The following is a 25,961-nucleotide window of genomic DNA, read 5'->3' on the forward strand; positions in this document are numbered from 1 at the left end:
CCCGCCCGCCCGGCGCCACCCGGCGCGGCCCGGCGTCAGCTGAGCTGCTTCTCCTCGTGCGGGACGAAGCGCACCGTCATCGCCTTGAAGCCCGGCGTGTTGGACTCCCGTGCCACCAGGTCCCGGTGCACCAGCGCGTTGGCCTCCGGGAAGTAGGCGGCCGCACAACCCCGCGCCGTCGGGTAGGACACCAGGCGGAACTCGTCCGCGCGGCGCTCGGTGCCCTTGAACGTGCTGATCACGTCCACCAGGTCGCGGTCGGCGAAGCCCAGTTCGGCCAGGTCGTCGGGGTGCACCAGGATGACCCGCCGCCCGTTGGAGATGCCCCGGTAGCGGTCGTCCAGGCCGTAGAACGTGGTGTTGTACTGGTCGTGGCTGCGGATGGTCTGCAGGATTAGGTGTCCCTCGGGCGCCTCCAGGTACTCCAGCGGGCTGACCGTGAACCGCGCCTTGCCGATGTCGGTGGCGAAGGAGCGCGTGTCGCGCGGCGGGTTCGGCAGCACAAAGCCGCTCTTGTTCCGGATCCGCGTGTTGAAGTCCTCGAACCCCGGCAGCACGCGGGAGATGTGGTCCCGGATCACGTCGTAGTCCTCGGCCATCGCCCGCCAGTCCACTGGGTGGTCGTCGCCGAAGGTGGCCTGGGCCATCCGCGCGATGATCACCGGTTCGGCCAGCAGGTGCTCGCTGACCGGCTCCAGCCGGCCCTGCGTGGACCGGACGACGGACATGGAGTCTTCCACCGAGAGGAACTGCGCGCCCTTCGGGTGCTTGTCGTCCCGGTCGGTACGGCCCAGCGTCGGCAGGATCAGCGACGTCTTCCCGTGCACCACGTGGGAGCGGTTGGGTTTGGTGGAGACATGCACGGTCAGGCCGGCCTTCTTCATCCCGCTCTCGAGCAGCTCGGTCTCGGAGTTCGCCAGCGCGAAGTTGCCGCCCATGGAGACGAAGACGTCGACCTTGTCCTCGTGGAAGCGGTCGATCGCCTCGGTGGAATCGACGCCGTGCTCGCGCGGCGAGGTGATGCCGAACTCCTTGTCCAGCGCCGCCAGCAGCCACTCCTTGGGCTTCTCCCAGATGCCCATGGTGCGGTCGCCCTGGACGTTGGAGTGGCCGCGGACCGGGCAGGCACCGGCGCCGGGCTTGCCGAAGTTGCCCTGGAGCAGCAGCAGGTTCACGATTTCGCGCAGGGTATCGACCGAGTGCGGCTGCTGGGTCAGGCCCAGCGCCCAGCAGATGATGGTGGCCTTGGACTTGGCCAGCAGCCCGGCGACCTTGGCGATCTCCAGCCGCGACAGCCCGGTGGCCTTCTCGGTTTCGGTCCAGTCGACGTGCCGGCGGGCTTCGACGTACTCCTCGAAGCCTTCGGTGTTCGCGTCGATGAACGCCTTGTCCACGACGGTGCCCGGGGCGCGGCCTTCCTCTTCGAGCAGCAGGTGTCCCAGCGCCTGGAAGAGGGCGAGGTCCCCGCCCACCTTGATCTGCAGGAATTCGTCGGCCAGCGCGGTGCCGCCGCGCAGCAGCCCGTCCACCGACTGCGGGTCCTTGAACGCCATCAGGCCGGTTTCGGGCAGCGGGTTCACCGCCACGATGGTGCCGCCGTTGTCCTTGCACTCCTTGAGCGCGGAGAGCATGCGCGGGTGGTTGGTCCCGGGGTTCTGGCCCACTACGAAGATCAGTTCGGAGTGGTGGATGTCCTCCAGCGACACGGTGCCCTTGCCGATGCCGATGGTCGGGTTCAGGGCGCTGCCGGAGGACTCGTGGCACATATTGGAGCAGTCCGGCAGGTTGTTGGTGCCCAGCGAGCGTGCGAACAGCTGGTACATGAACGCGGTCTCGTTGGCGGTCCGGCCCGAGGTGTAGAACACGCAGCGGTCCGGCGTCGTGGCCCTGATGCGTTCGCCAATCAGGCTGAACGCGTCCGCCCACGAGATCGGCGAATAGTGCGTCTCCCCCTCGCGGACGATGACCGGCTCGGTGATCCGGCCCTGCTGGCCCAGCCAGTATTCGGTCTTCGTCGAGAGCTCTTCGATGGAGTGGCGCGCCCAGAACTCGGGCGTGACGGTGCGCTTCGTGTTCTCCTCCGCCACGGCCTTGGCGCCGTTTTCGCAGAACTCGGCCGGCTTGCGCGGACCGGTGATGGATTCGGGCCAGGCGCACCCCGGGCAGTCGAAACCGCCGCGCTGGTTGATCCGCAGCAGCGACCGGGCGGTGCGGGAAACGCCGGCCTGTTCGATGCCGCGCTCCAACGCAACCTTCACCGCCGGAATACCGGCGGCGACCTTCTTCGGTTCCTTGACCTTCAGGGTGCTTTCATCAATGTCATTAACGGGTGCCGGACGAGTCATGCCCCTAATGTATCCCGGCTCACACCGGTTCCCCGACTCACCCGGCGCGTCTCACACGAAATTCCCGACGGCGGCGCCCACCCGCCCCGGGTGGGCATACACGTTAATGCTGCGGCCGCGGCTGAAGCCGGCCAGCGTCAGCCCCACCTTTTCCGCCAGCTCGACGGCGAGCGAGGACGGCGCGCTCACGGCCGACAGGACGGGGATCCCCGCGAGATAGGCCTTCTGGACCAATTCGAACGAGGCGCGCCCGGAGACCTGCAGCACCGTGTTGCGCAGCGGCAGCCGCCCCTCGCGCAGCGCCCAACCCACCACCTTGTCCACCGCGTTGTGCCGGCCCACGTCTTCGCGCAGGCAGAGCAGTTCGCCCGCGACGCTGAACAGCCCGGCGGCGTGGACGCCGCCGGTACGCTCGAACACCTGCTGCCGTTCGCGCAGCCGGTCCGGCAACTGCAGCAGGACCTCCAGCGGCACTTCGCCGCCGGCACCGGTGCCGTCCGGGCCCGGGGAGGCTCCGCCGTCGTCATTCTGCAGCGGGAAGCGGGAGCGCTTCGTCACGGCGTCGATCGAGGCGGTGCCGCAGATGCCGCACGCGCTGCTGGTGACCACCTGCCGGTCAAGCCGCGGATCCGGCAGCGCCACCCCCGGCGCCAATTGGGCCTCCACCACATTGAAGGTCTGCCGCCCGTCCTCGTCCTCGCCGGCGCAGAAGCGCATCGAGACAAGGTGTTCGGGCGACCAGATGACGCCCTCGGAGACCAGGAAGCCGGCCACCAGGTCGAAGTCGTCGCCCGGGGTGCGCATGGTGATGGAGAAGGCGCGGCCGGCCAGCCGGATCTCCAGCGGCTCTTCCACCGCCATCACGTCCTCGCGGCGGCGCGGCGGCGCATCGAGACTGAGTTTGAGCACCTTGCGGCGCTGCGTTAAGCGGCCCATGAAGTTCTCCTCTACTGCCTGTAATCAAGGGTAAGGCAGCCACACGGCTGCGCGCGGCGGCGCGGCGGGCGGGGCCGGCTGCGGGCTGGGAGCGCCGTTTACCAGGGCAGCTCGAGGGCCGGCAACTGCTCGCCGGGTTCGGCGCCGGCGGCCGGCACCACCATCACGCCGTCGGCGGCCGCCAGCCCCCGCATCATCGCCGAACCGATGCGGTCCGCGGGGACGGCGCCGCCATCCGGCGACATGCCGTAGGGCATCAGCCGGTCTTGGTCGTGCAGCGGCGGCATGGCCGTCCCGGCGGGCACGGTGCGCAGCGGGGCCAGCGACCGGCCGGTCATCCCGGCCAGCAGCGGAGCCGCCAGGGTCAGCAGCGCCATCATGGCGGCCAGCGGATTGCCCGGCAGGCCCACCAGCAGCCGCCCGTCGGCCAGCCGGGCCAGCAGCGCCGGATGCCCCGGGCGCATCCGGATGGACGGGATCAGGATCGTGGCCGCGTCCGCGTCCAGCACCCGGCGCAGATGATCGGCCGAGGAGTGGCCCGTTCCGCCGGTGGTGACCACGACGTCGCCGCCGCAGCCGGCGATGGCTGCCGCGGTGGCAGCGAAGTCGTCGGGCAGCCGCCGGCTGTCCGTGACCTGGCCGCCGAGGCGGGCGATGATGGCCGGCAGCGTGGGTCCGAACGTGTCCCGGACCCGGCCGGGCGCGGGAATGCCGGAGGTGACGACCTCGTCGCCGGTGAGCAGCAGGGTTACCTGCGGCACGGGGGCAACAGGGAGCGTGTCGTGGCCGCACACGGCCGCGACGGCCAGATGCGCGGGGGTCAGCACGGTTCCGGCGGAGATGACGACGGCGCCGGCGGCGGTCTCCTCGCCGGCCGGACGGATGTGGCGCCCGGGGGCCAGTTCCCGCGCATCGGTACCCGCGCACAGCTCGAGCCGGTCACTCGCCGCGGTGCCGCATTCGCTGCGCAGCACGCTGTCCGTGCCGTCGGGGATCAGCCCGCCGGTGACGACCGGGGCGGCCAGCCCCGGCCGCAGGTCGCTGCCGGCCGGCACCAACTGCCACGGCCCCGTGCCGGCAACGGCCCAGCCGTCCATGGCGGAGGAAGCGTAGTGCGGGACCGGCACCAGCGCCTTCAGGTCGCGGGCCAGCGTGCGACCGGCACAGGCGGCCAGCTCCACGTTCGCGGGATCGGGCCGTCCCGCCTCCCGGCCCGCGGCATAGGCGGCTCTGCGGGCGTCGTCCCAGCGCAGCCCGGAGCCACTCACTCCTGCACTGCGCCGTGTCGGCGCGCCACTTCGTCGGCCACGCGGGAGGCGGCGCGCATGGCCACCTCGGGTGTTGCCTGTCCGGTGGCGGCGGCCAGGCCGGCCGCGTAGCCCACCACGAACGTGGTCAGCGGCGCCGCCGGGCGGATCACGCTGTGCGCCGCGACGCCGGCGAGCTCCAGCACGGCGTCGATGTCAACGGGCGTGTCTTCGATTTCCAGCGCCTGGAGCAGTTCGCTGACGAAGGGGGAGAGCTTTTCGGCCGCTCCGGACACAATGGCCTCCGATCCGCCCGGTGCGGGCAAGTACAACGTTTGTTTCAGGCTACGGCGCGGGCCGGGCAATGCCAAAGCGGCCCGCGTCCTGCCACGTGTCGACGTCGGAGGTGTGGCCCCCTGACGGGCCCTCGAGCGTGATCTCGGCGGCGGGCAGCCCGCCGAGCAGCCGCCTGACCGGCTGGCCGGCCAACCCGGCCGCACCCCCGGCGTTCCGCACCGCGGCCTCCAGCGCCGCGCTGTGCGCGCAGCAAGCCAGCGGCTGCTGTTTGCCGTCGGCGTCGACCGGGATCCAGAGCCTGGCCTCCGGCCGGCTGACGGCGTGGCGGAGCAGCAGTTCCGGCAGCCCGGCCAGCATCGGCATGTCGCAGGCGAAGAGCAGCGTGAACGGGGCCCGCACGGAAGCACCGCCGTCGTCGTCCCGTAACAGCGCCTGGACGGAGGCACCGCCGTCGTCGTCCCGTAACAGCGCCTGGATTCCCGCCGCAATGCCCGCTGCCGGGCCGGAGAACGGCGGGTCCTCCCGGGTGAGCGTCAGCCGCAGCGGCTGCGGGACCAGCGTGCGGCGGAAAGCTTCCACTTCCTCGGACAGGTCGTCGGGGCCGACGACGGAGATCCGCCGGGCCCCGCGGACGGCCTCCAGCGTGCGGCGCAACAGGGTGGTTCCCTCGAGCCGCAACAGTGCCTTGGGGCTGCCGCCCAGGCGCGAGGATCGGCCGCCAGCCAGCACGACGGCGTCGAAAAGCGGAGCGGTCACGCGGCGGTATGGGTGTCGAGGAACTGGCTCCAGGCCGGGGCGGGACGGTCCAGGTCGCGGATCCGCCATCGGGCGCCGCTGGGCGGCCGGGGCGTGAAGCGCAGGCTCCAGCCCATCTGGGCCAGCGTGCGGTCGCCCTTGGCGTTGTTGCAGCGCAGGCAGCAGGCCACCAGGTTCTCCCAACTGTCTTCTCCCCCGCGGGACCGGGGCTTGACGTGGTCCACCGTGGTGGCTGTCTTGCCGCAGTAGGCGCAGAGGTGGTTGTCGCGGCGCAGGACGCCGCGGCGGGTCACCGCGGTGTCCTTGTTGTACGGCATCTTAATGTAGCGGTTGAGCAGGATGACCGAGGGGCGGCCCAGTATGTCGTTGGGGCCGACGACGGGGTCCCCGTCTTCGGCAATCACGCTGGCTTTGCCGGTGAGCACAAGAAGCAGCGCCCGGCGGAAGGTGACAACCGCCAGGGGTTCATAACCAGCATTCAGAACGAGTGTGCGCATGCACATTCCTCTAGGTCTGGCCAACCCGACCGGTGCTTCAGATCCCGGTCCGGGACTGGATTTTCTGCACTGACAGTCAAAGAGTATGACGGCGAGTGCGTTCCGCGCTAACTTTTTCACCGCCCGTGGGCCGTCGGAATGATGGCGCGGGCGGTCCGGCGACGCGGCGGCGACACCCGCGGGGCCCACCGTGGGCCCTGACGAGCCCGGTCCGCGCAGGCGTCTGGCCTCCCGACAACGCCGCCGGCCCCGGTGCGCGCGCTGGGCGTGCACCGGGGCCGGCGGGACGGTCGCTGTGGACCGGGAAGGCTGTTGCCTAGTTGACGCGGATGGCTACGTAGCCGGATCCGACGTCCGCACTGGCCAGTGCGGTGGTGTAACCGGTCCAGCCGCCGTGGATGGCCTGGCCGTTGCCCACGTAGATGGCGATGTGCGCAACGCCTGCTCCGCCGTCGGAGTAGTAGAGCAGATCGCCCGGCTGCGGGGTGGAAACCTGGGTGCCGTAGCTGAAGAACTGTGCGGGTGCGAGGTCGCCCACCGAGAAACCGGCGGCGCGCAGGGCCTTCTCCACCATGGCGGTGCAGTCCTGCGAGATGCCGATCTGGCCGTACGCGGAGGACACCAGCGTGGAGGCCACGCCGCTGGCGGAAGCTTCGGCCTTCGCCGGCGCTGCCTTGGCTGCGGGAGCCGCGGTGGCTGCCTTGACCTCGACCGCGGGAGCGGCGGCTTGGACGGCGCCCTGGGCGGTGTCTGCGGCCTCCTCGACGACCGGGGCCACTTCCTCGGCCACGGCTTCGACGACAGGCTCGGGCTCCGGGGCCGGAGTGGACTTGATGGCGGGACGCGAGAAGGTCAGCTCGACGGCACTCGAAGCCTGGACGGTGTCCACCTGCACGCGGCTGGGTACGGACACCGTGGATGCGGTGCGTTCGATGGAGGTTGACTGCGCGGGGACCGCGGCGGTCAGGGCCAGTCCGGACGCGGCAGCGATCACGGCTGCCGAGCGACCCATGGATCCGGCATTGGACGAGACGGCTTTGGAAATCGTCTCCAGCGGGTTGGTGCGGACGGAAACGGCGCGGTGGCGCCCCGTAGCGGTGTCATTGAACACGTTAAAGGCCTCTCCCAATGCCTGCGAGGTGAGCTGTCGGATTCGGATGGGAGTGCATCCGGCCGCAGCCCTCCCCGGCAATGCCTGAGAGTGCTGGCGACTTAACCCCAAGGGTTCCTTGTACGGAACCCGAAATTGGTTCCCCCGCCTCTGCCCGCGAAGTTTTTTGCGAACGGACTCCGGACGGTGGCAGAGCTCGGCAATCCACCCGGAGGTCCCAGCCGTTTGGCAACTGGCACGCGTTAGAGCGTATACGATCAATCACGCATTGTCACATTCTGATCACGGCGCGGTGATGTTTTGATTACGACAGCCCTCGGAGCCCTGCTTCCGGACGGATCCGGGACGAGGCTGGTACGAAGGGTGCGCCGTGCGTTTCGGGGCTGCACGCACGTTCCAGGCGCCGTTGTCGCGCGGGTCTTCCACACGCCGCTCCGGGCCGTGGCTGCACGCACGTTCCAGGCGCCGTTCCCGCGCAGGTCCTCCGCGCGCGTTTCAGCGCACCGATTCCACCCAGGTCCTCCGCGCGCCGTTTTTAACGCCTGCGGCGCGCCCCGAAGGACGCGCCGCGAGAAGGCCGTGACAGGAAGTGCTTAGCCTGCCGGACGGATGAAGACCGGGCCGGAGCCGATGTAGGCGCTGCCCAAGACAGTGCTGTAGCCCGCCCATCCGCCGTGGACCGCCTGGCCGTTGCCGACGTAGATGGCCACGTGGGCCACGCCGGCACCGCCGTTGGCGTAGTAGATGATGTCGCCGGGCTGCGGGGTGGCTACCTGCGTGCCGTAGGCAAAGAACTGCGCCGGGGCGAGGTCGCCCACCGCGAAGCCTGCCGCGCGCAGGGCGTTCTCGACCAGGGCCGTGCAGTCCTGGGCGACACCGATCTGTCCGTAGGCGGCCGCGACGATGGCGCCGGCGGCTCCGCTGGCGGCAGCCTCGCCGGCCTTTTTGACAGTCTTGGTTTCGTTCGACCCGGCGTCGTTGCCGGTCGTGGGGTTGATTTCGTTGGAGACGGCCTGGACAACCGGCTCCGGTGCGGGGGTGGAGGTGATCCCCGCGCGTTCGAAGGTCAGCTTCACGGCTGCGGAGGCCTGCACGGCCTCCACCTGCACGCGGGCCGGGGCCTCGACCCCTCGGTCAGCGCTGACAGCCTGGGCCGGAATGGTACCGGTCAGAACCAGGCCGGTAGCGGCGGCGATCACGGCACCCTGACGTCCCACGGTTCCCGCATTCGCGGACACAGCCTTGGAAATCGTCTCAAGCGGGCTCGTGCGGACGGGGGTCGCACGATGGCGGCCCGCAGTAATGCTCTTGGACACGGTCTGTACCTCTCCCAAATGCCTGCGAGGTGAGCTGTCGGGTTCGGATGGGAGTTCATCCGGCCGGCCGGCTGCGGGCTGGTGGCCCGGGCCTAATCGGCTTTACCCCAAGGACACCGTGCGATGTCCGGGAAGTGGTTCCCCCGCCTCTGCCATGCGATTCGGTGCGAACGAACTTCGGGCGACGGCAGAGTTCGGCATTCCGCCCGAAGGTGCCAGCCTGTTGACGGCTGGCACGGGTGAAACCTTATAACAGTTTGCGGTATGTGTCACGTTCCGGTTACGGCGTGTTCATCACAGCCAGCCGGTGGGGTCCACCAGCTTGTCGTTGACCATGACTTCGAAGTGGAGGTGGCAGCCGGTTGAGGCGCCGGTGGTGCCGCTTTGGCCCACCATCTCCCCGCGCTGCACGGTGGCACCGACGGAGGTGTCAATGGTGCTCAGGTGGTTGTAGGTGGTTTTCAGGCCGTTGCCGTGGTCCACCACGATCCGGTTACCGCCGCCGCCGACCTGGAAGCCCGCCTCGACGACGGTTCCGCCGGCCGCTGCGTGGACCGGCGTGCCGCAGGCTGCTCCGTAGTCCTGGCCGGTGTGCAGCTCCCCGGCGTAGCCGGTGATGGGGCTGACGCGGTAGCCGAACGGCGACGTCATGGTCAGCTCGTCCATCGGCTGCGAGAGGGAGCCCTCGCTGCTGACGACCTTGGCATTGCTGCCCGAGGCGACCATGACCTGCTTCAGCTTGGTGTCCGGGTCGAATTTGCTGGTCAGGCCGGCACGCTCGAACGTCAGCCGGGCTTCGGTGGCGGCGGAGATGCTGCTGGCGGCAGGGGCATCCTGCGGGGCGTCGGCGGTGGCGCCGGCCGTCGTCGGCAGCATCACGGTCAGGGCCATCCCGGAGGCGGCTGCAACGATCGCCGTCTTATGCCCGACGTCGCGCGCGGCTGCTGCTACCGGCGACGGCGCAGGCTGGGCCCGGCGTCGGCCGGGCGTTGCGGCACGAGGGCGTGAGTGTTCGGCCGGGGCGGTTGAACGGCGCCGTCCCGAGGCTTTGTGTCCTGCCAAAATTCTGTTACCTCTCCCAAAGCGCCTGCGAAGTTAGCTGTCGGATTCGAGTCAAGAGAAAACTCGGCCACACCGCACAGAGCGCCGGTGGAACGATTCACCGAGGCTTTGCCCGCTGCGGCTTCACCCCAAGGCAGCGAACATACTGCCGCTTGGTGGGTCCTCCGCCCCTGTCTCACGGATACACGCCTCCGCCGACAGGGCTCGGCTTGCGGAGGGTGTGGGAATCGATGTCTCGACGCCCGGGTCAACTATACGTAAAAGTCCCCGAAAGTAATAAATCCGTTATCCGGGGTGCGTGTTTTCAAGGGTCAACGTTTCATCGCATTGATACAAAGATGTGCGCGGCGACTTCCGGTGGCAGCTCCAAGGCCCCTTCGATCCCCGGCACGCGCACGGAGATGTACTCGCCGGCGGTCTCCAGCTGAAGGCTGGCGCCCGGCTTCAAACCGCCCTCTTCCAGCTGGAGCAACAGTTCCGGTTCCACCTGGATGGGCTCCGCCAGCCTGACGATGCTCACCTCTTTGTCGGACGTGTAGCTGCCCATGGCCTGCGCCAGATTGAGCACGCCGGTGGTGAACTCTTCGGCCGGCTGGCCCCCGAGCGCTTCCAGGCCGGGGATGGGATTGCCGTACGGCGAAACCGTCGGCCTGCCCAACAGTTCGTAGAGCCGCTGCTCCACCCGCTCGCTCATCACGTGCTCCCAGCGGCAGGCCTCGTCATGCACGTAGGCCCAGTCCAGTCCGATGACGTCGGAGAGCAGCCGCTCGGCAAGTCGGTGCTTGCGCATCACTTCGGTGGCTTTTCGCCGGCCCAGCTCGGTCAGTTCCAGATGCCTGTCGCCGGTGACGACCACGAGTCCATCCCGCTCCATCCGCCCGATCGTCTGCGACACGGTAGGGCCCGAGTGGCGCAGCCGCTCGGCGATCCGGGCGCGCAGCGCGACGATGTTCTCTTCTTCGAGCTCGAGGATAGTGCGCAGGTACATCTCGGTAGTGTCGATGAGATCAGTCAATGGCTTCTTGCTCCTCGGCGCGGTGAAAAGGCTGCTCCAGCAGCATGCATGAGGGTGTTTTCCCCTCCCCAGCCTAGCCTGTTTTCCTTGCCGGACCGGCAGCTTCGCCGCGGGCTGACGCGCCGAGCGCCCAACGCAACAATGCCCACTGCAACTAACGGCGGCCCTCGGCGTTGAGGCAGAATGAAACGGGCGTTCAACGGCGAACCGCCATCGAGATCATTGCCACCACGCCAGGAAAGGTATTCATGAGCGATACCCAGTCCATCAGCATTCCCGCCGACCTGCTGCCGAAAGACGGGCGCTTTGGCGCCGGGCCGTCCAAGGTGCGCCCGGAACAGGTCGACGCCCTGGTCGCCGCCGGCAAGAACCTCCTGGGCACGTCGCACCGCCAGGCACCGGTGAAGCATCTGGTGGGCAGCGTCCGCGAAGGGCTCAAGGAGTTCTTCAAGGCGCCGGAGGGTTACGAGGTCATCCTCGGCGTTGGCGGCTCGACGGCGTTTTGGGACGTTGCAACCTTCGGACTGGTAGAGCAGAAGGCCCAGCACCTGTCCTTCGGGGAGTTCAGCTCCAAGTTCGCCGCGGCCACCAACAAGGCTCCGTTCCTGGCCGAGTCCAGCATCATCACCTCGGAACCCGGCTCCCGGCCGGAGCCGCGGGCTGAGGTTGGCGTGGATGTCTATGCATGGGCGCAGAACGAAACCTCCACCGGCGTGGCGGCTCCGGTGCAGCGTGTGGAGGGTGCCGACGACGGCGCCTTGGTCCTCATCGACGCCACCTCCGCCGCGGGCGGGCTCGACGTCGACGTCGCCCAGAGCGACGTCTACTACTTCGCGCCCCAGAAAAACTTCGCGTCCGACGGCGGCCTGTGGCTGGGCGTCTTCTCCCCCGCAGCGCTGGAACGGGCCGCCCGGATCGGTGCCACCGATCGCTGGATTCCGGACTTCCTCAATCTTGAAACGGCCATCGACAATTCGCTGAAGAACCAGACCTACAACACGCCCGCGCTGGCAACCTTGGTCACGCTCAACGCCCAGATCGAGTGGCTGAACCGCAACGGCGGTTTGGACTTTGCTTCCGCCCGGACCGCCGATTCGGCAGGACGGGTGTACCAGTGGGCGGAGGCCTCCGCCGTGGCGACCCCGTACGTGGCGAACCCGGAGCACCGCTCGAACGTCATCGCGACGGTGGACTTCGACGAGTCGGTTGACGCCGCGGCGGTCGCCAAGGTGTTGCGCGCGAACGGAGTGGTGGACGTGGAGCCGTACCGCAAGCTCGGCCGCAACCAGCTGCGCATCGCCACCTTTGTCGCCGTAGAGCCGGAGGACGTCAGCGCGCTGCTGGCCTGCATCGACTACGTGGTGGACCGGTTCCAGGGCTGACTCCCCCCGACCTCGCGTCGTTTCGCAAAGGTCCGGCTTCCGTTCGCGGCGGCCGGACCTTTTGCATTGGCAGCGTTGCGTAGGGCGTTGCGCCAGCACCGGCGTCGTGCCGCCATCCAGCGATTCTGCTCAACCCTAAACTGTCCGGGGCAGCCGGTAGCGTGAGGATATGGAGGGCGAGGGCGACGAGCTTCGGTTCCCGGTTCCGGGACAGGGACTGGTGATGGACCTTGGGGTGCCCTCGCGTCCGGACAGTTCGCTGCTGGAGGCGCTGCTGCAGCACGTGGTGGCAGAGGCACTGCTCCGGCGTTATGGCATCGGGCCTGATCGCGCCGGTTTCTTTCCCGCGGCCGCTGAACTTGGTGCGTCTGCCGCCGCCGAGGCGGCCAACACTGCAGAGACTCCCTCACCGACCGAAGCCGACGGCGGCGGGCAGCCAGCAATGCCCGAGGATCCCGGAGCATCCCAGGGATCTGGCACCGGACAGCCGACGGCCGGGACCACCGAAGAGGGGGTAGGCCTGCCCGTGGTGCCGGAGGGCACCGATAGCGAGCCTGTGGTGCCCGAGGGTGGGGTGGGGGTGCCTGCCGTGCTGGCCGGTTTGTTGGCGGTGGTGGAGCCGGCGGAACTGGATGACGTGCAGACCATGGATTACCTTTTGGCTGCCGCGCGGGTGGAGGCGTGGGTGCAGTCCTGCCGGGTGAAGGCGTTGGACCGCTTCGCCCGGCTGCGTCCCGGGGTGGGCGCCGACCGGGACCCGGAAGGCTTTTCCCGCTTCGCGCACCACGAGATCTCGGCGCATCTGTGCACCGGTGACGCCGCGGCGCGGGCCATGCTGGCCGACGCCCGGCAGATCTGCACGCACCTGCCGGGCACTCTCGAGGCGATGGGCCGCGGGGACCTGGACTTGCCGCGCGCGAAGGCGCTGGCCCGCGGCTGCGCGGACCTGCCGGCGGAATGCCTGCAGGATTTTGAGGCCGCGGTGCTGCCCGGCGCCGGGGACGTCACACTGGATACCGTGCGGTCCCGTGCCCGGCGGATGCGGGACCGCCTGCACCCGGAATCCCTGGCGCAGCGGCACCGGCGGGCGAACGAGTCCCGGGACGTGCAGCTAACCCACCAGGACGACGGGATGGGCGAGTTGTGGATCCGCACCAGCGCGGACAAAGCGCATCTGGTCTTCGACCGGATCCAGGCCACAGCCCGCTCCCTCCAAGGCCCCGGCGAGACCAGGACCCTGCCCCAACTCCGCGCCGATGTGTTCTGCGATCTCATACTGGCCGACCGCACCTGCCCGGCCGGCACCGTGGAGCCTACGACGGCAGAAGACACGGTGCCGGCAGCACCGGAGCCAGCCGCGGCACAGGCAACCGCCGGCAGCGGCGGTAACTGTGGTGGTGCGTCCAGGGCCGGGGCGGTCGCAGACCCACGGCCGCTCCTCGGGGACGCTGTGGGCACCCGGACCGCACCCGGCAGCGGCAGCGGCGGTAACTGCGGCGGTGCTGGGCCGGGGATGCTGGTCACGGTGCCCCTGGCCACGCTGCTGGGACTGGGCGAGGAGCCCGGGGACCTGGCCGGGCACGGACCGATCTCGGCGGACATGGGACGGGAACTGGCCCAGCTGGCCAGGTCCTGGCTGCCGGTGCTTACCGACGACCACGGCCAGGCGATCGCGGCCGCCCGGAAACTGCGGATTCCGCCCGAATGGCTCAAACGCCTGGTCCGTGTCCGGGACCGGCACTGCCGCTTCCCCGGCTGCCGCCGCGCGGCCAGATACTGCGAGATCGACCATGTCCGAGGCTGGGACGACGGCGGGCCGACCGTGCCGGAAAACCTGCAGTGCCTGTGCAGCACCCACCATGCGGCGAAGACCGCCGGGCATGTCCAGGCCGAGGCCGGGCCACAAGGTGAGATCACGTGGACCACGCGCACCGGCCACCGCAAGACCACTTACCCGGACGAGGGCTGGGACACCCTCCTGCCCCGTCCAACGGAGACGGAATCGGCAACCAACGGCGAAAACGGAGACAACACCGACGGCGGCGTAGATACAGCCGGAGACACCGCCGCCCGAGAAACCATCGACCGCGGTGACCAACCACCAAAACGCACGCTCGGCGGCATCGAACTGCCCGACGACAACACTGACCCCAGCGCACCACCCCCATTCTGAGCTTCCCGCGACACGAGCAGAAAATGCCGGGGACGCCAGCGGAGAATGCCGTAACGCAGCAGAAGTTTCCGGGTGCGTGGGGCGCCTGCGGTCTCGGAATCTCTTAGGCGCGCCGGTCCGGCACGCCGTAGGTAATGGTTAGTTTCCGGGCCGCAGAGCGGTCGAAGCGCAGGCGCATGTGGTGGGCACGCCAGGCCCATACGATCCCGATCGCGGCGGCGGCCACGCCGGACAGCGCGGCCACCCCCAGCCCCCAGCGCGGGCCGAAGCTGTTGGCCACCAAACCGACCAGAGGCGCACCGATCGGGGTCCCGCCCATCAGGATGGCCATGTACAAAGACATGACACGCCCGCGCATCATGGGGGCAGTCGTGGTCTGGACGTACGCATTGGCGCTGGTCATGATCGTGATGGCGGCAGCGCCGACCGGCACGAGCGCCAGCCCGAAGAGCCAAACCGTGGGGGCGAGCCCTGCCACAGTGCAGGCGATGCCGAAGGCCACCGACGCGCCAAAGATATAGCGCAACCGCGGCCGGTCACGCCGTGCGCTAAGCAGCGACCCGGTGACCGAACCCGCGGCCATGACCGAGGAGAGCAAGCCGAAATCTCCGGCATGTCCGCCGAATTCGGTGCGCGCCATCGAGGCGACAAAGACGGAAAAGTTCAGGCCGAAAGTACCGATGATAAAGATGGCGGCGAGCACCACCACCAGGTCGGGCCGCTGCTTCACATACCGGAAGCCTTCGAGGATCTGCCCGCGTCCCTTGGCGGCCTTCTCCCGCAGGTGAAGCTCCTGCCGTCGGATGGCGAGCAGCGCCGCGATCATTGCCGCGAAGGTGGCGGTGTTGATCAGGAATACCGGTCCGGGACCAATGGCGACGGTGAGCACACCGGCAATGGCCGGCCCGACCATCCTGGCCAGGTTGAAGGACGTGCTGTTCAGCGCCACTGCGTTGGGCAGGTAATCGTCGCGCACCACGTCCGAGACGAACGTCTGCCGTGCCGGCGCATCCACCGCTGTCACCATGCCGAGTGCCAGGGCAAAGGCGTAGACATGCCACAACTGGGCGACGTCGGCAATCACCATCAACCCCAACGCCAAGCCCAGCACGGCCATCGAAATCTGGGTGGCCATCAGCAGCTTTTGCCGGTCAAAGCGGTCGGCAACGAGCCCTGCCCAAGGAGCCAGGACCAGTTGTGGCCCCATCTGCAGGGCCATCACGATGCCCATGGCAGCGGCGTCCTGCTCGGTCAGGATGTCGTAGACCAGCCAGTCCTGCGCCGTGCGCTGCATCCACGTACCGATATTGGAGACCAAAGCTCCAATGAACCAGATCCGGTAGTTGAACAACCTCAGTGAACGAAACACGCTTTACCGCCCTTTCCGGCTGCACACCTGCCTCGTCGATGGGTCGCGTCAGGACGTAGTTTCGGCGCCGTCCTCGGTCGCGGTGACGTCGGATGTCTCGGTCGCGGTGACGTCGGATGTCTCGGTGCCGTTCCCGTGGGCTGAGTCCTCCGTGGCCGGGCGCAGATCCTCGGCTGCAGCCACGCCGTCCGCGGCTACATCGGAATCGTCTGCCTCGGTCCGATCCGTCGCTGCCACATGGTCGGCAGGAGCGGCCTCGGTGCCGTCCCCCGCCTCCACATCATCGCCAGCAGCGGCCTCGGTGCCGTCCGCTGCCTCCGCCACGCCGCCCGCGGCTGCCTCGGTCCGATCCGTCGCTGCCGCATCATCGGCAGGAGTTGCCTCGGTGCCGTCCGCCGCCTCTGCCCCATCGTTTGCAGCAGCAGCCTCGGAGCGCTCCGCCGCCTCTGCTTCCGCCGCAGCCGCGGCTTCTTCGGGCCGAACCCGGTCGGCCCACGGCACCCACTCGGGCGCCAGCAGCGACTTCTCGGAGGGAAGCAGGCCCACTTCGCAAACAGTTGCTTCCTTGCCCCGCGGCACCCGGGCCAGCGTGGCGAACCACTGCCAGCCCGCGTAGCCCGCCAGTTGGGCCTCGAACCTGTGGGTGACCAGGCGGTCGCCGTCGGCAAACGTGCCTACGTGTGCACCGATCTGCTCCGACGGGGCGATCTCCAGCACACCGTCGCGCGCACGGTCCACCGCTTCGGCCAACACAGGGTCCAATTTCGGAGCACGCTTGGCGGGACGACGCCGGGGCGCCGCCTCGGCCTTCGGCTCGTCGGCGAGCGCCTGCCCCTCGTCAACCGTTTCAGCGCCGGCGTCGGTCATATTTTCAGTCATCGAGGCCGCTCTACGCGTCCAGGTCGTCGGCTACGCGGCGGAGCACCGCTGCAACCTTCGACGCGTGGGAGCGCTCGGGGTAGCGGCCCCGGCGCAGGCCGTTGGAGACCTCGTCCAGAAGCTTGATCAGGTCTTCGGTGATCACGGCCATGTCCTCGGCCGGCTTCCGCGTCGCCCGGACCACCGAAGGAGCGGCGTCGAGGATGCGCGCCGAGAGCGCGGAGGGGCCACGGCGGCCATCGGCTATGCCGAATTCCATCCGCGTTCCCGGCTTGACGTCTTTGACGCCGGCCGGCAGCGCCGAGGCGTGCAGGAACACTTCCTGTCCGTCCTCGCTGGCCAGGAATCCAAACCCTTTTTCCGTGTCAAACCACTTGACTTTGCCGATGGGCACTTTGCTTACCTCGTTCTGCTTCATGATGCAGCGGTACCGCACGCTGCTGCGTTCTTACCATGGGCCCCGCCGGTAGCACAGCGGTCGCACATGCGACCGCGCCGAATCGGGGAAAGTCTGTCTCTAGGTTATCGCGTTCCGCTGACCGCCGAGCCCGTTGCCCGCCGCTTTCCGCTCGTGGCGTGAGCACCCGGAATGAGGCCCCGGAATGGCGGCTGTAATCTGGTGTCATGCCCGCAACCGTCCCCGCCCACAAGCCGTCCCGCCCCGCCGAGTCCGGTGCTTTGCACCGAGTGCTGGTCCTTGCCGCCATCGTCGCGCTGTTGACCGGTTTGGGCAGCCTGGGCGTGATTTTGGCCGGTGCCATGGCCGGAACCGAGGTGTGGGCCGGCTTTCTGGGACTGGCCTGGTTCTGCTTTCCGATCGCCTTCGTGCTGATGGTGCTGCTGGTGGCCGGCAGCGTCCGCCGCCGCCGCCGCAGCTAGCGGGCAGCCAGCGCGAAGCAGCCGCTCCAGCTAGCGGACAGCCAGCGCGCAGCAGCCGCTCCCGAGTCCCGCCTCGGCACCGTCGCGCCGCAGAGGCCCGGGGTAACGTTAATCCGGTGTCCTCCATCCGCGCCCTGGCTGGTCAACTGGCCGCCCGCAGCGACACCGAGCTGCGGCAATTGTTTGGCGCCCGTCCGGATCTCTGCCTCCCGGCCGTGCCGGACCTTTCCGCGCTGGCTGCGCGCGCGTGCACGCGGATCAGCCTGCAGCGGGTGCTGGAGCAGCTGTCCAGGCCCGAGCTGGAGGTACTCGAAGCCGTAGTGCTCAGCACCGACGTGGATGCCGGACGCGCCGCCGACGCCCGCTCCCTGCGGCCGTTGCTTGTGCCCCCGGACGGCACGGCGACCCTTCACGAACTGGACTCGTGCCTGGCGCGGCTGCACGGGCTGGCCCTGCTGCTGCTCGCCGAAGCGCCCTCCGACGACGACGGCGGTGCCGCCCCTCCTTCCCCGGCCTACCTACCGGTGGCGAGCCTGGCCGAAGCACTGGGACCTTACCCGTCCGGCCTCGGTCGCAGCTACGCAGCCCTGGCCGCCGCCAGCCCCGTGGCCGCCGACCATTTAATCCGTACGGAGCGGCTGCTGCGGGAGGCCGGTCATGCCCTCCCCGCCGACGTTGGCGAGCCGGACCCGGACGAAAGCGCGGGCGCCCCGTCCCCGGGCGTCCGGGCAGCCGCCGCCCTCGGGAGCTGGCTCGCCGACCCGCGGACCTGGCCGGCGCTGATGGCCCGGGCGCCCGAGCATACGGAGGAGCTGCTCGGGAAATTCCACCGCTCCCCGCTCGGGGCGCTGCCGCACCGGCTGGCCGATACAGGCCTACGAGACGCCGCCTCACCCATCGACTGGCTGGCCGCCCATGCGCTGCTGGTGCCCATCGACGCATCGCACGTGGAGCTCCCCCGGCCGGTCGGCCTGGCGGTGCGCGGCGGCGCCGTGGTTGACCCCTGGCACACGCGGCCGCCGGAGGTTGCAGCCCGGCAGGTCCGGAATTCGCTGCGCGACAACGCCGCTTTCTCTGCCGCGGCCGAGACGCTGCGGCTGGTGGCCGAACTGTTGGAACAGATTCGCCGGGGCCCGGTAGCCACGCTGCGGGCCGGCGGCGTGGGGGTCCGCGAAGTCCGGCGGCTGGCCGAGGCGTTGCGGATCGAGCCGGGCATGACCAGCTGGCTGCTGGAGCTGTCCGCCGCCGCCGGCCTCGTCGTCCTGGACGTTGATACCTCCCGCTGGGTGGTCCCTGCGGGCGCCACGTTCGGCTCCCTGGAGCGCCGGGACCAATGGCAGCTGCTGGTCGCGTCCTGGCTCCAGCTCGACCGGGCGCCGTCATTGGTGGGCGGGCGGACGACGTCGGACACCGCCATTAATGCGCTGGCAGCCGAAGCGTCGCGGCCCGATGCACCGGCAGTCCGGCGCCACGTGCTCGAGGCACTGGACGAACTCTGCGGCGCGGCCGATTCAGTCACAGATCGGGCGGGACAGGGTGCCCCGGAAGAGGGTGGAGCGACCAGCGGCAGCACGCCGGCGCCCTCGCCGGAAGCGGTTACCGCCTACCTGGTCTGGCGGCGGCCCCGGCAGCAGCGCCGGTACAAGCGGCTGGTCCCGGGCATCCTGACCGAGGCCGCGCGGCTGGGTCTCACCGGCTCCGGCGCGCTGACCGATCTGGGGCGGGCCACGGCGCAGGACCGGCTGGCCGAGGCCGCCGCGCTGCTGGCGGAGCAGCTGCCGGCACCGCTGGACCAATTCATGCTGCAGGCGGACCTGACGGCCGTTGCTCCCGGGTATCTGGCCCCGGACATCGCCGCCGAACTGTCCCTGCTGTCCGACGCCGAAGGCCAGGGCCCGGCGGCCATCTACCGGTTCTCGGCCGACAGCATTCGCCGCGCCCTGGACGCCGGCCGGGATGCGGCCGGCATCCTCGGCTTCCTGACCCGGCATTCGGCCACCGGCGTGCCGCAGCCGCTGGAGTACCTGGTGGAGGACACCGCTTCCCGGCACGGCGCGCTGCGGGTCGGATCGGCCGCGAGTTTCCTGCGCAGCGACGACGAAGATGCCCTGACGGACCTCCTCGCCGACCCGCGCACGGCCCGCCTGGGCCTGCGCCGGCTGGCCCCTACGGTGCTGGTGTCGCGGGTCGGTCCCCGCGACCTGATCGCCTCCCTGCGCCAGCTCGGTTATGCGCCGGCTCCGGAGGCCGACGACGGCGCGGCTCTGGGCGGCGGAACGTGCCCCGACGGCGGGGCGGGCGCCGGCCGCAGGACGGGCGCCGGCGGCAGCACTTCCGCTGACAACCCTCCGCCCGATGGCTCCGGCGCGGCGCAGGCCGGCCGGGCGCCGTCGTCGTTCCCGGTCAGGACGAACCCTTGGGAACTCACCGCTGAAGACACGGATGCGCAGTTGGCGATGCTGCGGAGCAGCGGCGTTCCCGCCCGCCCGGCCGCCGAGGCCGGGCCGCTGTTGGCGCTGGAAACGCTGCGCACCGCGGTCCGGTTGAAACAGAAGGTGCGGATCGGGATCGTGGACCCGGACGGCAACCACCGGCGCCAGGTGATGCTCCCGCTGTCCGTCAGCGGCGGGCGGGTGCGGGTCTTCGACCCCGACCGTGACAGCGAGCGCACCGTCTCCATCCACCGCGTCATGGACATCGAACTAGTGGAGGGCAGCTGAATGGCCAACGGACCCCTGATCGTCCAGAGCGACAAGACCATCCTGCTGGAAGTGGACCACGAACAGGCCACCGAGGCCCGGCACGCCATCGCCGCGTTCGCCGAACTGGAGCGCGCACCGGAGCACATGCATTCCTACCGGATCACTCCGCTGGGGCTGTGGAACGCGCGCGCGGCCGGGCTGGACGCCGAACAGGTGCTGGACACGCTGCTGAACTACTCCCGCTTCCCGGTGCCGCACGCGTTGCTCGTGGACATCGAGGACACCATGTCCCGCTACGGGCGGCTGCGGCTGGAGAAGGACCCGCAGCATGGCCTCGTGCTGCGCACCACCGACTACCCGGTGCTCGAAGAGGTCATGCACGCCAAGAAGATCCGGCCGCTGCTGGGTCCGCGGATCGATGCCGAGACCACCGTGGTGCACTCCTCCCAGCGCGGCCAGCTCAAGCAACTGCTGCTCAAGCTGGGCTGGCCCGCGGAGGACCTGGCCGGCTACGTCGACGGCACGCCGCATCCGATCGCGCTGGCCGAATCCGCGGAACCCGGCGGCTGGCAGCTGCGGCCATACCAGCGCCTGGCCGTGGAGAATTTCTGGGCCGGCGGTTCCGGCGTCGTCGTCCTGCCGTGCGGGGCCGGCAAGACGCTGGTCGGCGCGGCCGCGATGGCCACCAGCTCCACCACCACCCTGGTGCTGGTGACCAACACCGTCTCCGCGCGGCAGTGGAAGGACGAACTGGTCCGCCGGACCTCCCTGACCGCGGAGGAGGTGGGCGAATACTCCGGTTCGGTCAAGGAGGTCCGGCCGGTCACCATCGCCACCTACCAGGTGCTGACCATGCGCCGCGGCGGGCTGCACCCGCACCTGGAGCTCCTGGATGCCAACGACTGGGGTCTGATCATCTATGACGAGGTGCACCTGCTCCCGGCCCCGATGTTCCGGATGACCGCTGACCTGCAGGCGCGGCGGCGACTGGGGCTGACGGCGACGCTGGTGCGCGAGGACGGCCGCGAGGGCGAGGTGTTCTCGCTGATCGGCCCGAAGCGCTACGACGCGCCGTGGAAGGACATCGAGGCGCAGGGCTACATCGCCCCCGCCGACTGCGTCGAAGTCCGGGTGGACCTGCCGCGGGACGAGCGGGTGGCCTACGCCATGGCCGACGACGGCGACAAGTACCGGCTGTGCGCAACGTCGCCGACCAAGACCCCGGTGGTCGATGCCCTGGTGCGGGCTCACCGGGGCGAGCAGCTGCTGGTGATCGGACAGTACATCGACCAACTGGATGAGATTGCCGCGCACCTGGACGCGCCCCTGATCAAGGGCGAGACGTCGGTGAAGGAACGGCAGCGCCTGTTCGACGCGTTCCGCCGCGGCGAACTGCAGACGCTGGTCGTCTCCAAGGTCGCCAACTTCTCCATCGACCTGCCCGAAGCCACCGTGGCCATCCAGGTGTCCGGTTCGTTCGGCTCGCGGCAGGAAGAAGCCCAGCGCCTGGGCCGGCTCCTGCGCCCGAAGTCGGACGGCCGGGCTGCCCGGTTCTACACGGTGGTGTCGCGGGACACGCTGGACCAGGACTTCGCGGCCAAACGCCAGCGCTTCCTGGCCGAGCAGGGCTACGCCTACACCATCAAGGATGCCAACGACGTGCTGCAGCCGTAGGCCGCTTTGGGGCTGCCGCCGGCCTCAGCGCAGGCCGCCGTTTCGGTACAACTGGAGGAAGGCCGCTTTGGGGCTGCCGCCGGCCTCAGCGCAGGCCGCCGTTTCGGTACAACTGGAGGAAGGCCTCTTCGCGGACTTCCTCCAGCCGCTGGTAATCAACCGCCCAGCGGCGCCGGTCCATGCGGCGACGGGCAAGGCTTCGGCGTGCGGTGCCCGCCGCCGCGCTCAGCGCCCTCGCCGTGTCGCGGAGCAACTGCCGGAGTTTCAAGGTTTGGGAACCGTCGAACTCCTCAACCGCCTCATAAAGATCCGTTGCTTCAGATTCGCGGGCCAATACTGCTGACTGCATGATTTCCCTTTCGGCTTGTGCCGGACTGTCGCCGACGAATCAAGAATCCGCCGCCGACAGGTGTGGCAGCATCGGGCAAACGACCCATTTGCCCCGGCCGGGCATGGGGCATCCGGGCCGCCCTACACGCGCAGCATTCACTCAGCAAACTCCCAGAAACCGGGAGCACACTGAAAGGGTGAAAAAGCCTGAGCCCGAAGCCAAACTGCTGGTCGTCGACGACGAGCCGAACATCCGGGAACTGCTGTCCACCTCGCTGCGGTTCGCAGGATTCGAGGTAGTGGCTGCGGCCAACGGCCGCGAGGCCCTGGACGCCGCCGAAGAGCATTTACCGGATCTGGCCGTGCTGGACGTAATGCTGCCGGACATGGACGGGTTCACCGTCACCCGCAAGCTGCGGGCCTCCGGCAGGCATTTCCCCGTGGTCTTCCTCACCGCCCGCGACGAAACCGAAGACAAGGTCACCGGCCTGACGGTCGGCGGCGACGACTACGTGACCAAGCCGTTCAGCCTGGACGAAGTGGTGGCCCGGATCCGCGCCGTGCTCCGCCGCACCCGGCCGCTGCTGGAAGACGACGCGATCATCCAGGTGGACGACCTGGAGCTCGACGACGACGCGCACGAGGTGCGCCGGGGCGGCGACGTCATCGACCTCTCCCCCACCGAGTTCAAGCTGCTGCGCTACCTGATGCTGAACCCCAACCGCGTGCTCTCCAAGGCGCAGATCCTGGACCATGTCTGGGAGTACGACTTCAACGGCGACGCCTCGATTGTCGAGTCCTACATCTCCTACCTGCGCCGGAAGATCGACACGAATCCGGATACTCCGCCGCTGATCCAGACCAAGCGCGGCGTGGGGTACCTGCTGCGCACGGCCGACCGCCGCTGATCCATGCTGGATCGATGGAAGTCAGCATCCCTGCGGTCGCAGCTGGTGCTGATCATGGGCGTGCTCATGGTCGCCACCCTGTCCCTGACCTCGGCGCTGATCCTGACCCAGCTTCACGACACGCTGGTGAGGCAGCTCGACGAGGACCTGCTCAAGAACCGCCAGTCCATCTCGTCCTTCCTGGTCCGTGAGGCGACGGCCCCCACCGGAATGTCCTACTCGTCGAGGTATTACGGCGCCTTGTTCACCCGCAGCGGCGAGCTCACGCTTGACACCAACCCAACGGGTGACCGCCCGGACCTGCGGGACATTACCCCCGACCGGGCCCAGGCACTCGAAGGCCGGGGGTTCCACGTTGCCGGCACCGAACGGGACAGCCAGGGCTGGCGGGTGTGGGTCACGCCCCTCCAGAACGATTCCGGCTCCGTCGCGGTGGCGGTGAGCTACAGCGAGGTGAACAGCACCTTCGACAAGGTTGCGGCCAGCACGCTTCTGATCGCCGTCTCGGCCACGGTGGCCGCCATCGGCATCGTGTGGCTGGCCGTCACCCGTTCCTTCCGGCCCTTGGCGCGGGTGGAGAAAACGGCAGCGGCCATTGCCGCCGGGGACCTCTCCCGCCGCGTCGACGTGCTGAACCCGGCGACCGAAGTGGGCCGGCTGTCCAGTTCCCTGAACGCCATGCTCGCGCACATCGAAACCGCCTTCGCGTCCCGGACCGCGTCCGAACAGCGAATGCGGCGTTTCGTCCAGGATGCCTCGCACGAGCTGCGCACCCCGCTGGTCACCATCCGCGGCTTCTCCGAGCTGTACCGGCACGGCGCGCTGCAGACGCCCGACGACGTCGGTGCGGCCATGGGCCGGATCGAGAGCGAAGCCAAGCGCATGGGCCAGCTCGTGGAAGACCTGCTGACCCTGGCACGGGTGGACGAACAGCGTCCGCTCGAAACCAGGCCGCTGGATCTCCTCATGCTCGGCAATGATGCGGCGTTGGATGCACGGGCCAGCGCCCCCAACCGCGCCATTACGGTCGTGGGGCTCGACGGCGGGGCGCCGCGGCCCGCCCCGATCGTGGGCGACGAGGCCCGGCTGCGCCAGGTGGTCGCCAACCTGGTCACGAACGCCCTGCGCTACACACCCGACGGCTCACCGCTGGAGATCGCCGTCGGCGTCCAGCCCGCGAGCGAGGACCGCCTGGATTCCGTCCTGGAGATCCGCGACCACGGACCGGGCATCTCCGAAGACGAGGCCGCGCGGGTGTTCGAACGTTTCTACCGGGCGGACACCTCCCGCGATCGCGAAACCGGAGGCACCGGGCTCGGCCTGGCCATCGTCGCGGCCCTGGTGGCCCAGCACGACGGAAGCGTCAGGCTGGCTGAAACCCCGGGCGGCGGGGCAACCATGTCCATCCGGATCCCGTATCACCCGCCGGCGGACGAGGACGGCGCCTTCGACCTCGGGTGACCGCGGGCCCGTCCCTCGCTTGGGGGTTTTCCACATCCGTCGGTTCGGGTCTCGCGGCATCTTCCGCCGCTGCTTAGCCTGAACGTGTCGGACAGATTCATCCACGAGCGGAGGACACCATGGCCGTATTCCAGGTAGACAGCGAGGCTCTGGCCGCCAAGAGCCTCGCTGTCCAGGGCACCATCGGACGGCTGCAGGCGGAGGTGAACACCATGCAGTCCGGGCTGCGCGAGTTGGAGTCGCTGTGGACCGGTTCGGCGGCGACGAACTTCCAGCAGCTGATCACGGACTGGCGGGCCACCCAGCTGAAGGTGGAGGAATCCTTGGCCAGCATCAACGCGGCGTTGTCCCACGCCTCCCAGCAGTACTCGCAGGCCGAGGAGGCCAACGCCCGGATGTTCCTGGCCTGACCTTCGTCCGGGCGGGTGCCGGTGCGAGGCCGCAGGGTTTGGCCGCGGCGCCGCCGGGTGTGCGGCCGGGCGTTCAGTCCTGCTCGGGTGTGCCCTGGTGGAACCGCAGGCGCCACCGCCCGCCTTCGCGCAGCCAGAGCGAACTGCGCAGGGCCGAACTGTCGCGGCGGACGCTCCGGTAGGTCAGCAGGATGCTGTCTTCTCCCAGCCGTTCGACGGCGAAGACCTCCATGGACGCGTCGAGCTCCGGGCTTTCCTGAAGTTCGCTGATCATCGCGTCCCGCGTCCACATCCGGCCTGCTTCGCCAATCTCGGCGAAGTCGGGGTGCAGCAGCACGGCCAAGCGCCCGTAGTCTGCCCGGACGACGGGGTTGAGCAGCTCCTTCTCGAGCCGCACCACCAGCTCTTCCGCGGCGTCCCCGACAGCGGCCGGGTCGGCGAAGTCTTCCAACTCGGAAAAAAGATCGGGTTCCGGCACGACTGCGGCCGCCGGCCGGGCAGCCGGGGTGTTTCCCGGGCGGGCGGCGGCAGCCGGGGTGGTTCCCGGGCGGGCGGCGGCAGCCGGGGTGGTTCCCGGGCGGGCGGCGGCAGCCCGCGCAGATCCGATGACGGCGCTGCCGGAGGTTCCCGGTCCACCGGGAAAGCCCGGGCCGGCCGGTGCGCCGGTGCCGTTCTGGAAGGCCAGGGCCACCGCTCGGGCGCGTTCGTCGGCGGCTTCGTTCAGCCTGTGTCCGGCGTGGCCCTTCACCCACTCGAACTCGTAGCTGCGGCCCTTGATCGCGGCGTCGATGTCTTTGAGCAGGTCGACGTTCAGCACCGGCTTGCCGTCGGCCTTCTTCCAGCCCCGCCGCTTCCAACCCGGCATCCACTTGGTCACGCAGTTGATCACGTACTGGCTGTCACACAACACGCGCAGGTGTTCCTGCGGCAGGTGCGCAGTGGCCCGGAACAGGTCCAGCACAGCCATCAGCTCGCCCTGGTTGTTGGTGCCGTGTGGCCAGCCCCCGGCAGCCCACGCGGTGTCGTCGATGTACCAGGCCCAGCCAGCGGGTCCGGGGTTGCCGAGCGCGGAGCCATCGGCGGCAGCAGTGATAGTCATGATCTCCATCTTTTCAGATCCGGCCACCGTTCCTGTCCGTGCGCGGGGCACGTGGCCTACATTCCTGGCCCTAGGGCGGGCGCGGGGCAGACATTCTTGGCCCTAGGCTGGGC

General features: G+C 69.3%; 23 protein-coding genes and 3 riboswitches. Of the genes, 8 read left to right on the plus strand and 15 right to left on the minus strand.

Translation table 11 applies throughout. The features are described 5' to 3' along the window. Positions 1-35 precede the first annotated feature (35 nt). The 10 genes from AC5RVV_RS12780 to AC5RVV_RS12825 form a co-directional block, all read right to left on the minus strand. On the minus strand, positions 36-2,345 hold the full coding sequence (locus AC5RVV_RS12780; protein WP_494001759.1) for an FdhF/YdeP family oxidoreductase: 2,310 nt from the start codon (positions 2,343-2,345) through the stop codon (positions 36-38). A 51-nt stretch (positions 2,346-2,396) separates the two neighbouring features. Then, positions 2,397-3,281 (minus strand): formate dehydrogenase accessory sulfurtransferase FdhD, encoded by an 885-nt coding sequence (fdhD, locus tag AC5RVV_RS12785; protein ID WP_494001760.1) that lies wholly within the window; start codon positions 3,279-3,281, stop codon positions 2,397-2,399. Positions 3,282-3,379: 98 nt separating this feature from the next. Next, a complete protein-coding gene (locus AC5RVV_RS12790; protein ID WP_494001761.1) occupies positions 3,380-4,549 on the minus strand; it encodes a molybdopterin molybdotransferase MoeA in 1,170 nt (389 codons plus the stop codon). Further along, positions 4,546-4,824 (minus strand): DUF6457 domain-containing protein, encoded by a 279-nt coding sequence (locus AC5RVV_RS12795; RefSeq protein WP_494001762.1) that lies wholly within the window; start codon positions 4,822-4,824, stop codon positions 4,546-4,548. The genes AC5RVV_RS12790 and AC5RVV_RS12795 overlap by 4 nt, the downstream gene beginning before the upstream one ends. Before the next feature lie 49 nt (positions 4,825-4,873). After that, entirely contained in the window at positions 4,874-5,581 is a 708-nt protein-coding gene (gene mobA, locus AC5RVV_RS12800) for a molybdenum cofactor guanylyltransferase (protein WP_494001763.1), read from the minus strand. Continuing rightward, the gene (locus AC5RVV_RS12805) at positions 5,578-6,078 is read right to left on the minus strand and encodes an HNH endonuclease (RefSeq protein ID WP_493979388.1); all 501 of its coding nucleotides are present in this window, start codon (positions 6,076-6,078) and stop codon (positions 5,578-5,580) included. The genes mobA and AC5RVV_RS12805 overlap by 4 nt, the downstream gene beginning before the upstream one ends. Positions 6,079-6,394: 316 nt before the next feature. Beyond that, entirely contained in the window at positions 6,395-7,189 is a 795-nt protein-coding gene (locus AC5RVV_RS12810; RefSeq protein ID WP_494001764.1) for an NlpC/P60 family protein, read from the minus strand. Between the two features lie 4 nt (positions 7,190-7,193). Continuing rightward, positions 7,194-7,363: riboswitch (cyclic di-AMP (ydaO/yuaA leader) on the minus strand. 419 nt (positions 7,364-7,782) lie between these two features. Beyond that, a complete protein-coding gene (locus AC5RVV_RS12815; RefSeq protein WP_494001765.1) occupies positions 7,783-8,505 on the minus strand; it encodes an NlpC/P60 family protein in 723 nt (240 codons plus the stop codon). A gap of 4 nt (positions 8,506-8,509) precedes the next feature. Beyond that, a riboswitch (cyclic di-AMP (ydaO/yuaA leader) is annotated at positions 8,510-8,682 on the minus strand. Between the two features lie 117 nt (positions 8,683-8,799). Then, on the minus strand, positions 8,800-9,396 hold the full coding sequence (locus tag AC5RVV_RS12820; RefSeq protein WP_494001766.1) for a M23 family metallopeptidase: 597 nt from the start codon (positions 9,394-9,396) through the stop codon (positions 8,800-8,802). A gap of 177 nt (positions 9,397-9,573) precedes the next feature. Next, positions 9,574-9,787: riboswitch (cyclic di-AMP (ydaO/yuaA leader) on the minus strand. 99 nt (positions 9,788-9,886) lie between these two features. Continuing rightward, complete coding sequence (locus tag AC5RVV_RS12825; RefSeq protein WP_494001767.1) at positions 9,887-10,582, minus strand: iron-dependent transcriptional repressor DtxR; 696 nt, start codon at positions 10,580-10,582, stop codon at positions 9,887-9,889. Positions 10,583-10,830: 248 nt separating this feature from the next. On the opposite strand from AC5RVV_RS12825, the gene serC reads away from it, so the two are divergent. Next, the gene (gene serC, locus AC5RVV_RS12830; RefSeq protein ID WP_494001768.1) at positions 10,831-11,964 is read left to right on the plus strand and encodes a phosphoserine transaminase; all 1,134 of its coding nucleotides are present in this window, start codon (positions 10,831-10,833) and stop codon (positions 11,962-11,964) included. A gap of 169 nt (positions 11,965-12,133) precedes the next feature. After that, on the plus strand, positions 12,134-14,137 hold the full coding sequence (locus AC5RVV_RS12835; protein WP_494001769.1) for an HNH endonuclease signature motif containing protein: 2,004 nt from the start codon (positions 12,134-12,136) through the stop codon (positions 14,135-14,137). A gap of 103 nt (positions 14,138-14,240) precedes the next feature. Here AC5RVV_RS12835 and AC5RVV_RS12840 read toward each other — a convergent pair whose 3' ends face one another. The 3 genes from AC5RVV_RS12840 to AC5RVV_RS12850 are packed head-to-tail and all read right to left on the minus strand — an operon-like array spanning position 14,241 to position 16,779. Next, positions 14,241-15,506, minus strand: a complete 1,266-nt coding sequence (locus AC5RVV_RS12840) for an MFS transporter (RefSeq protein ID WP_494001770.1) — start codon at positions 15,504-15,506, stop codon at positions 14,241-14,243. Positions 15,507-15,554: 48 nt separating this feature from the next. Further along, positions 15,555-16,385 carry a DUF3027 domain-containing protein gene (locus AC5RVV_RS12845; RefSeq protein ID WP_494001771.1) on the minus strand — a complete coding sequence of 277 codons (831 nt, stop codon included), beginning with the start codon at positions 16,383-16,385 and terminating at the stop codon, positions 15,555-15,557. A gap of 10 nt (positions 16,386-16,395) precedes the next feature. Then, entirely contained in the window at positions 16,396-16,779 is a 384-nt protein-coding gene (locus AC5RVV_RS12850) for a cold-shock protein (protein WP_494001885.1), read from the minus strand. Positions 16,780-17,009: 230 nt separating this feature from the next. On the opposite strand from AC5RVV_RS12850, the gene AC5RVV_RS12855 reads away from it, so the two are divergent. The 3 genes from AC5RVV_RS12855 (at position 17,010) to AC5RVV_RS12865 (ending at position 21,640) form a co-directional block, all read left to right on the plus strand. Further along, positions 17,010-17,264, plus strand: a complete 255-nt coding sequence (locus tag AC5RVV_RS12855; protein ID WP_494001772.1) for a hypothetical protein — start codon at positions 17,010-17,012, stop codon at positions 17,262-17,264. 116 nt (positions 17,265-17,380) lie between these two features. Further along, the gene (locus AC5RVV_RS12860; protein ID WP_494001773.1) at positions 17,381-19,984 is read left to right on the plus strand and encodes a helicase-associated domain-containing protein; all 2,604 of its coding nucleotides are present in this window, start codon (positions 17,381-17,383) and stop codon (positions 19,982-19,984) included. After that, positions 19,985-21,640: a DNA repair helicase XPB gene (locus AC5RVV_RS12865; protein WP_494001774.1), complete on the plus strand. Its 1,656-nt coding sequence runs from the start codon at positions 19,985-19,987 to the stop codon at positions 21,638-21,640. Between the two features lie 85 nt (positions 21,641-21,725). Here the strand turns inward: AC5RVV_RS12865 and AC5RVV_RS12870 are convergent, their stop codons facing one another. Continuing rightward, entirely contained in the window at positions 21,726-21,989 is a 264-nt protein-coding gene (locus AC5RVV_RS12870; RefSeq protein WP_494001775.1) for a hypothetical protein, read from the minus strand. A 178-nt stretch (positions 21,990-22,167) separates the two neighbouring features. Here AC5RVV_RS12870 and AC5RVV_RS12875 point away from each other — a divergent pair, with 178 nt between their 5' ends. From AC5RVV_RS12875 to AC5RVV_RS12885, 3 genes are all read left to right on the plus strand, one after another. Beyond that, positions 22,168-22,878, plus strand: coding sequence for a response regulator transcription factor (locus AC5RVV_RS12875; protein ID WP_494001776.1), 711 nt, complete (start codon positions 22,168-22,170; stop codon positions 22,876-22,878). 3 nt (positions 22,879-22,881) lie between these two features. After that, on the plus strand, positions 22,882-24,339 hold the full coding sequence (locus AC5RVV_RS12880) for a sensor histidine kinase (RefSeq protein ID WP_494001777.1): 1,458 nt from the start codon (positions 22,882-22,884) through the stop codon (positions 24,337-24,339). 119 nt (positions 24,340-24,458) lie between these two features. Continuing rightward, on the plus strand, positions 24,459-24,749 hold the full coding sequence (locus AC5RVV_RS12885; RefSeq protein ID WP_494001778.1) for a WXG100 family type VII secretion target: 291 nt from the start codon (positions 24,459-24,461) through the stop codon (positions 24,747-24,749). Between the two features lie 73 nt (positions 24,750-24,822). On the opposite strand, the gene AC5RVV_RS12890 is transcribed toward AC5RVV_RS12885, so the two are convergent. After that, complete coding sequence (locus AC5RVV_RS12890) at positions 24,823-25,848, minus strand: RNase H family protein (RefSeq protein ID WP_494001779.1); 1,026 nt, start codon at positions 25,846-25,848, stop codon at positions 24,823-24,825. Between the last annotated feature and the right edge of the window lie 113 nt (positions 25,849-25,961).

The sequence above is a fragment of the Arthrobacter sp. MDT2-34-1 genome, from assembly GCF_059091365.1.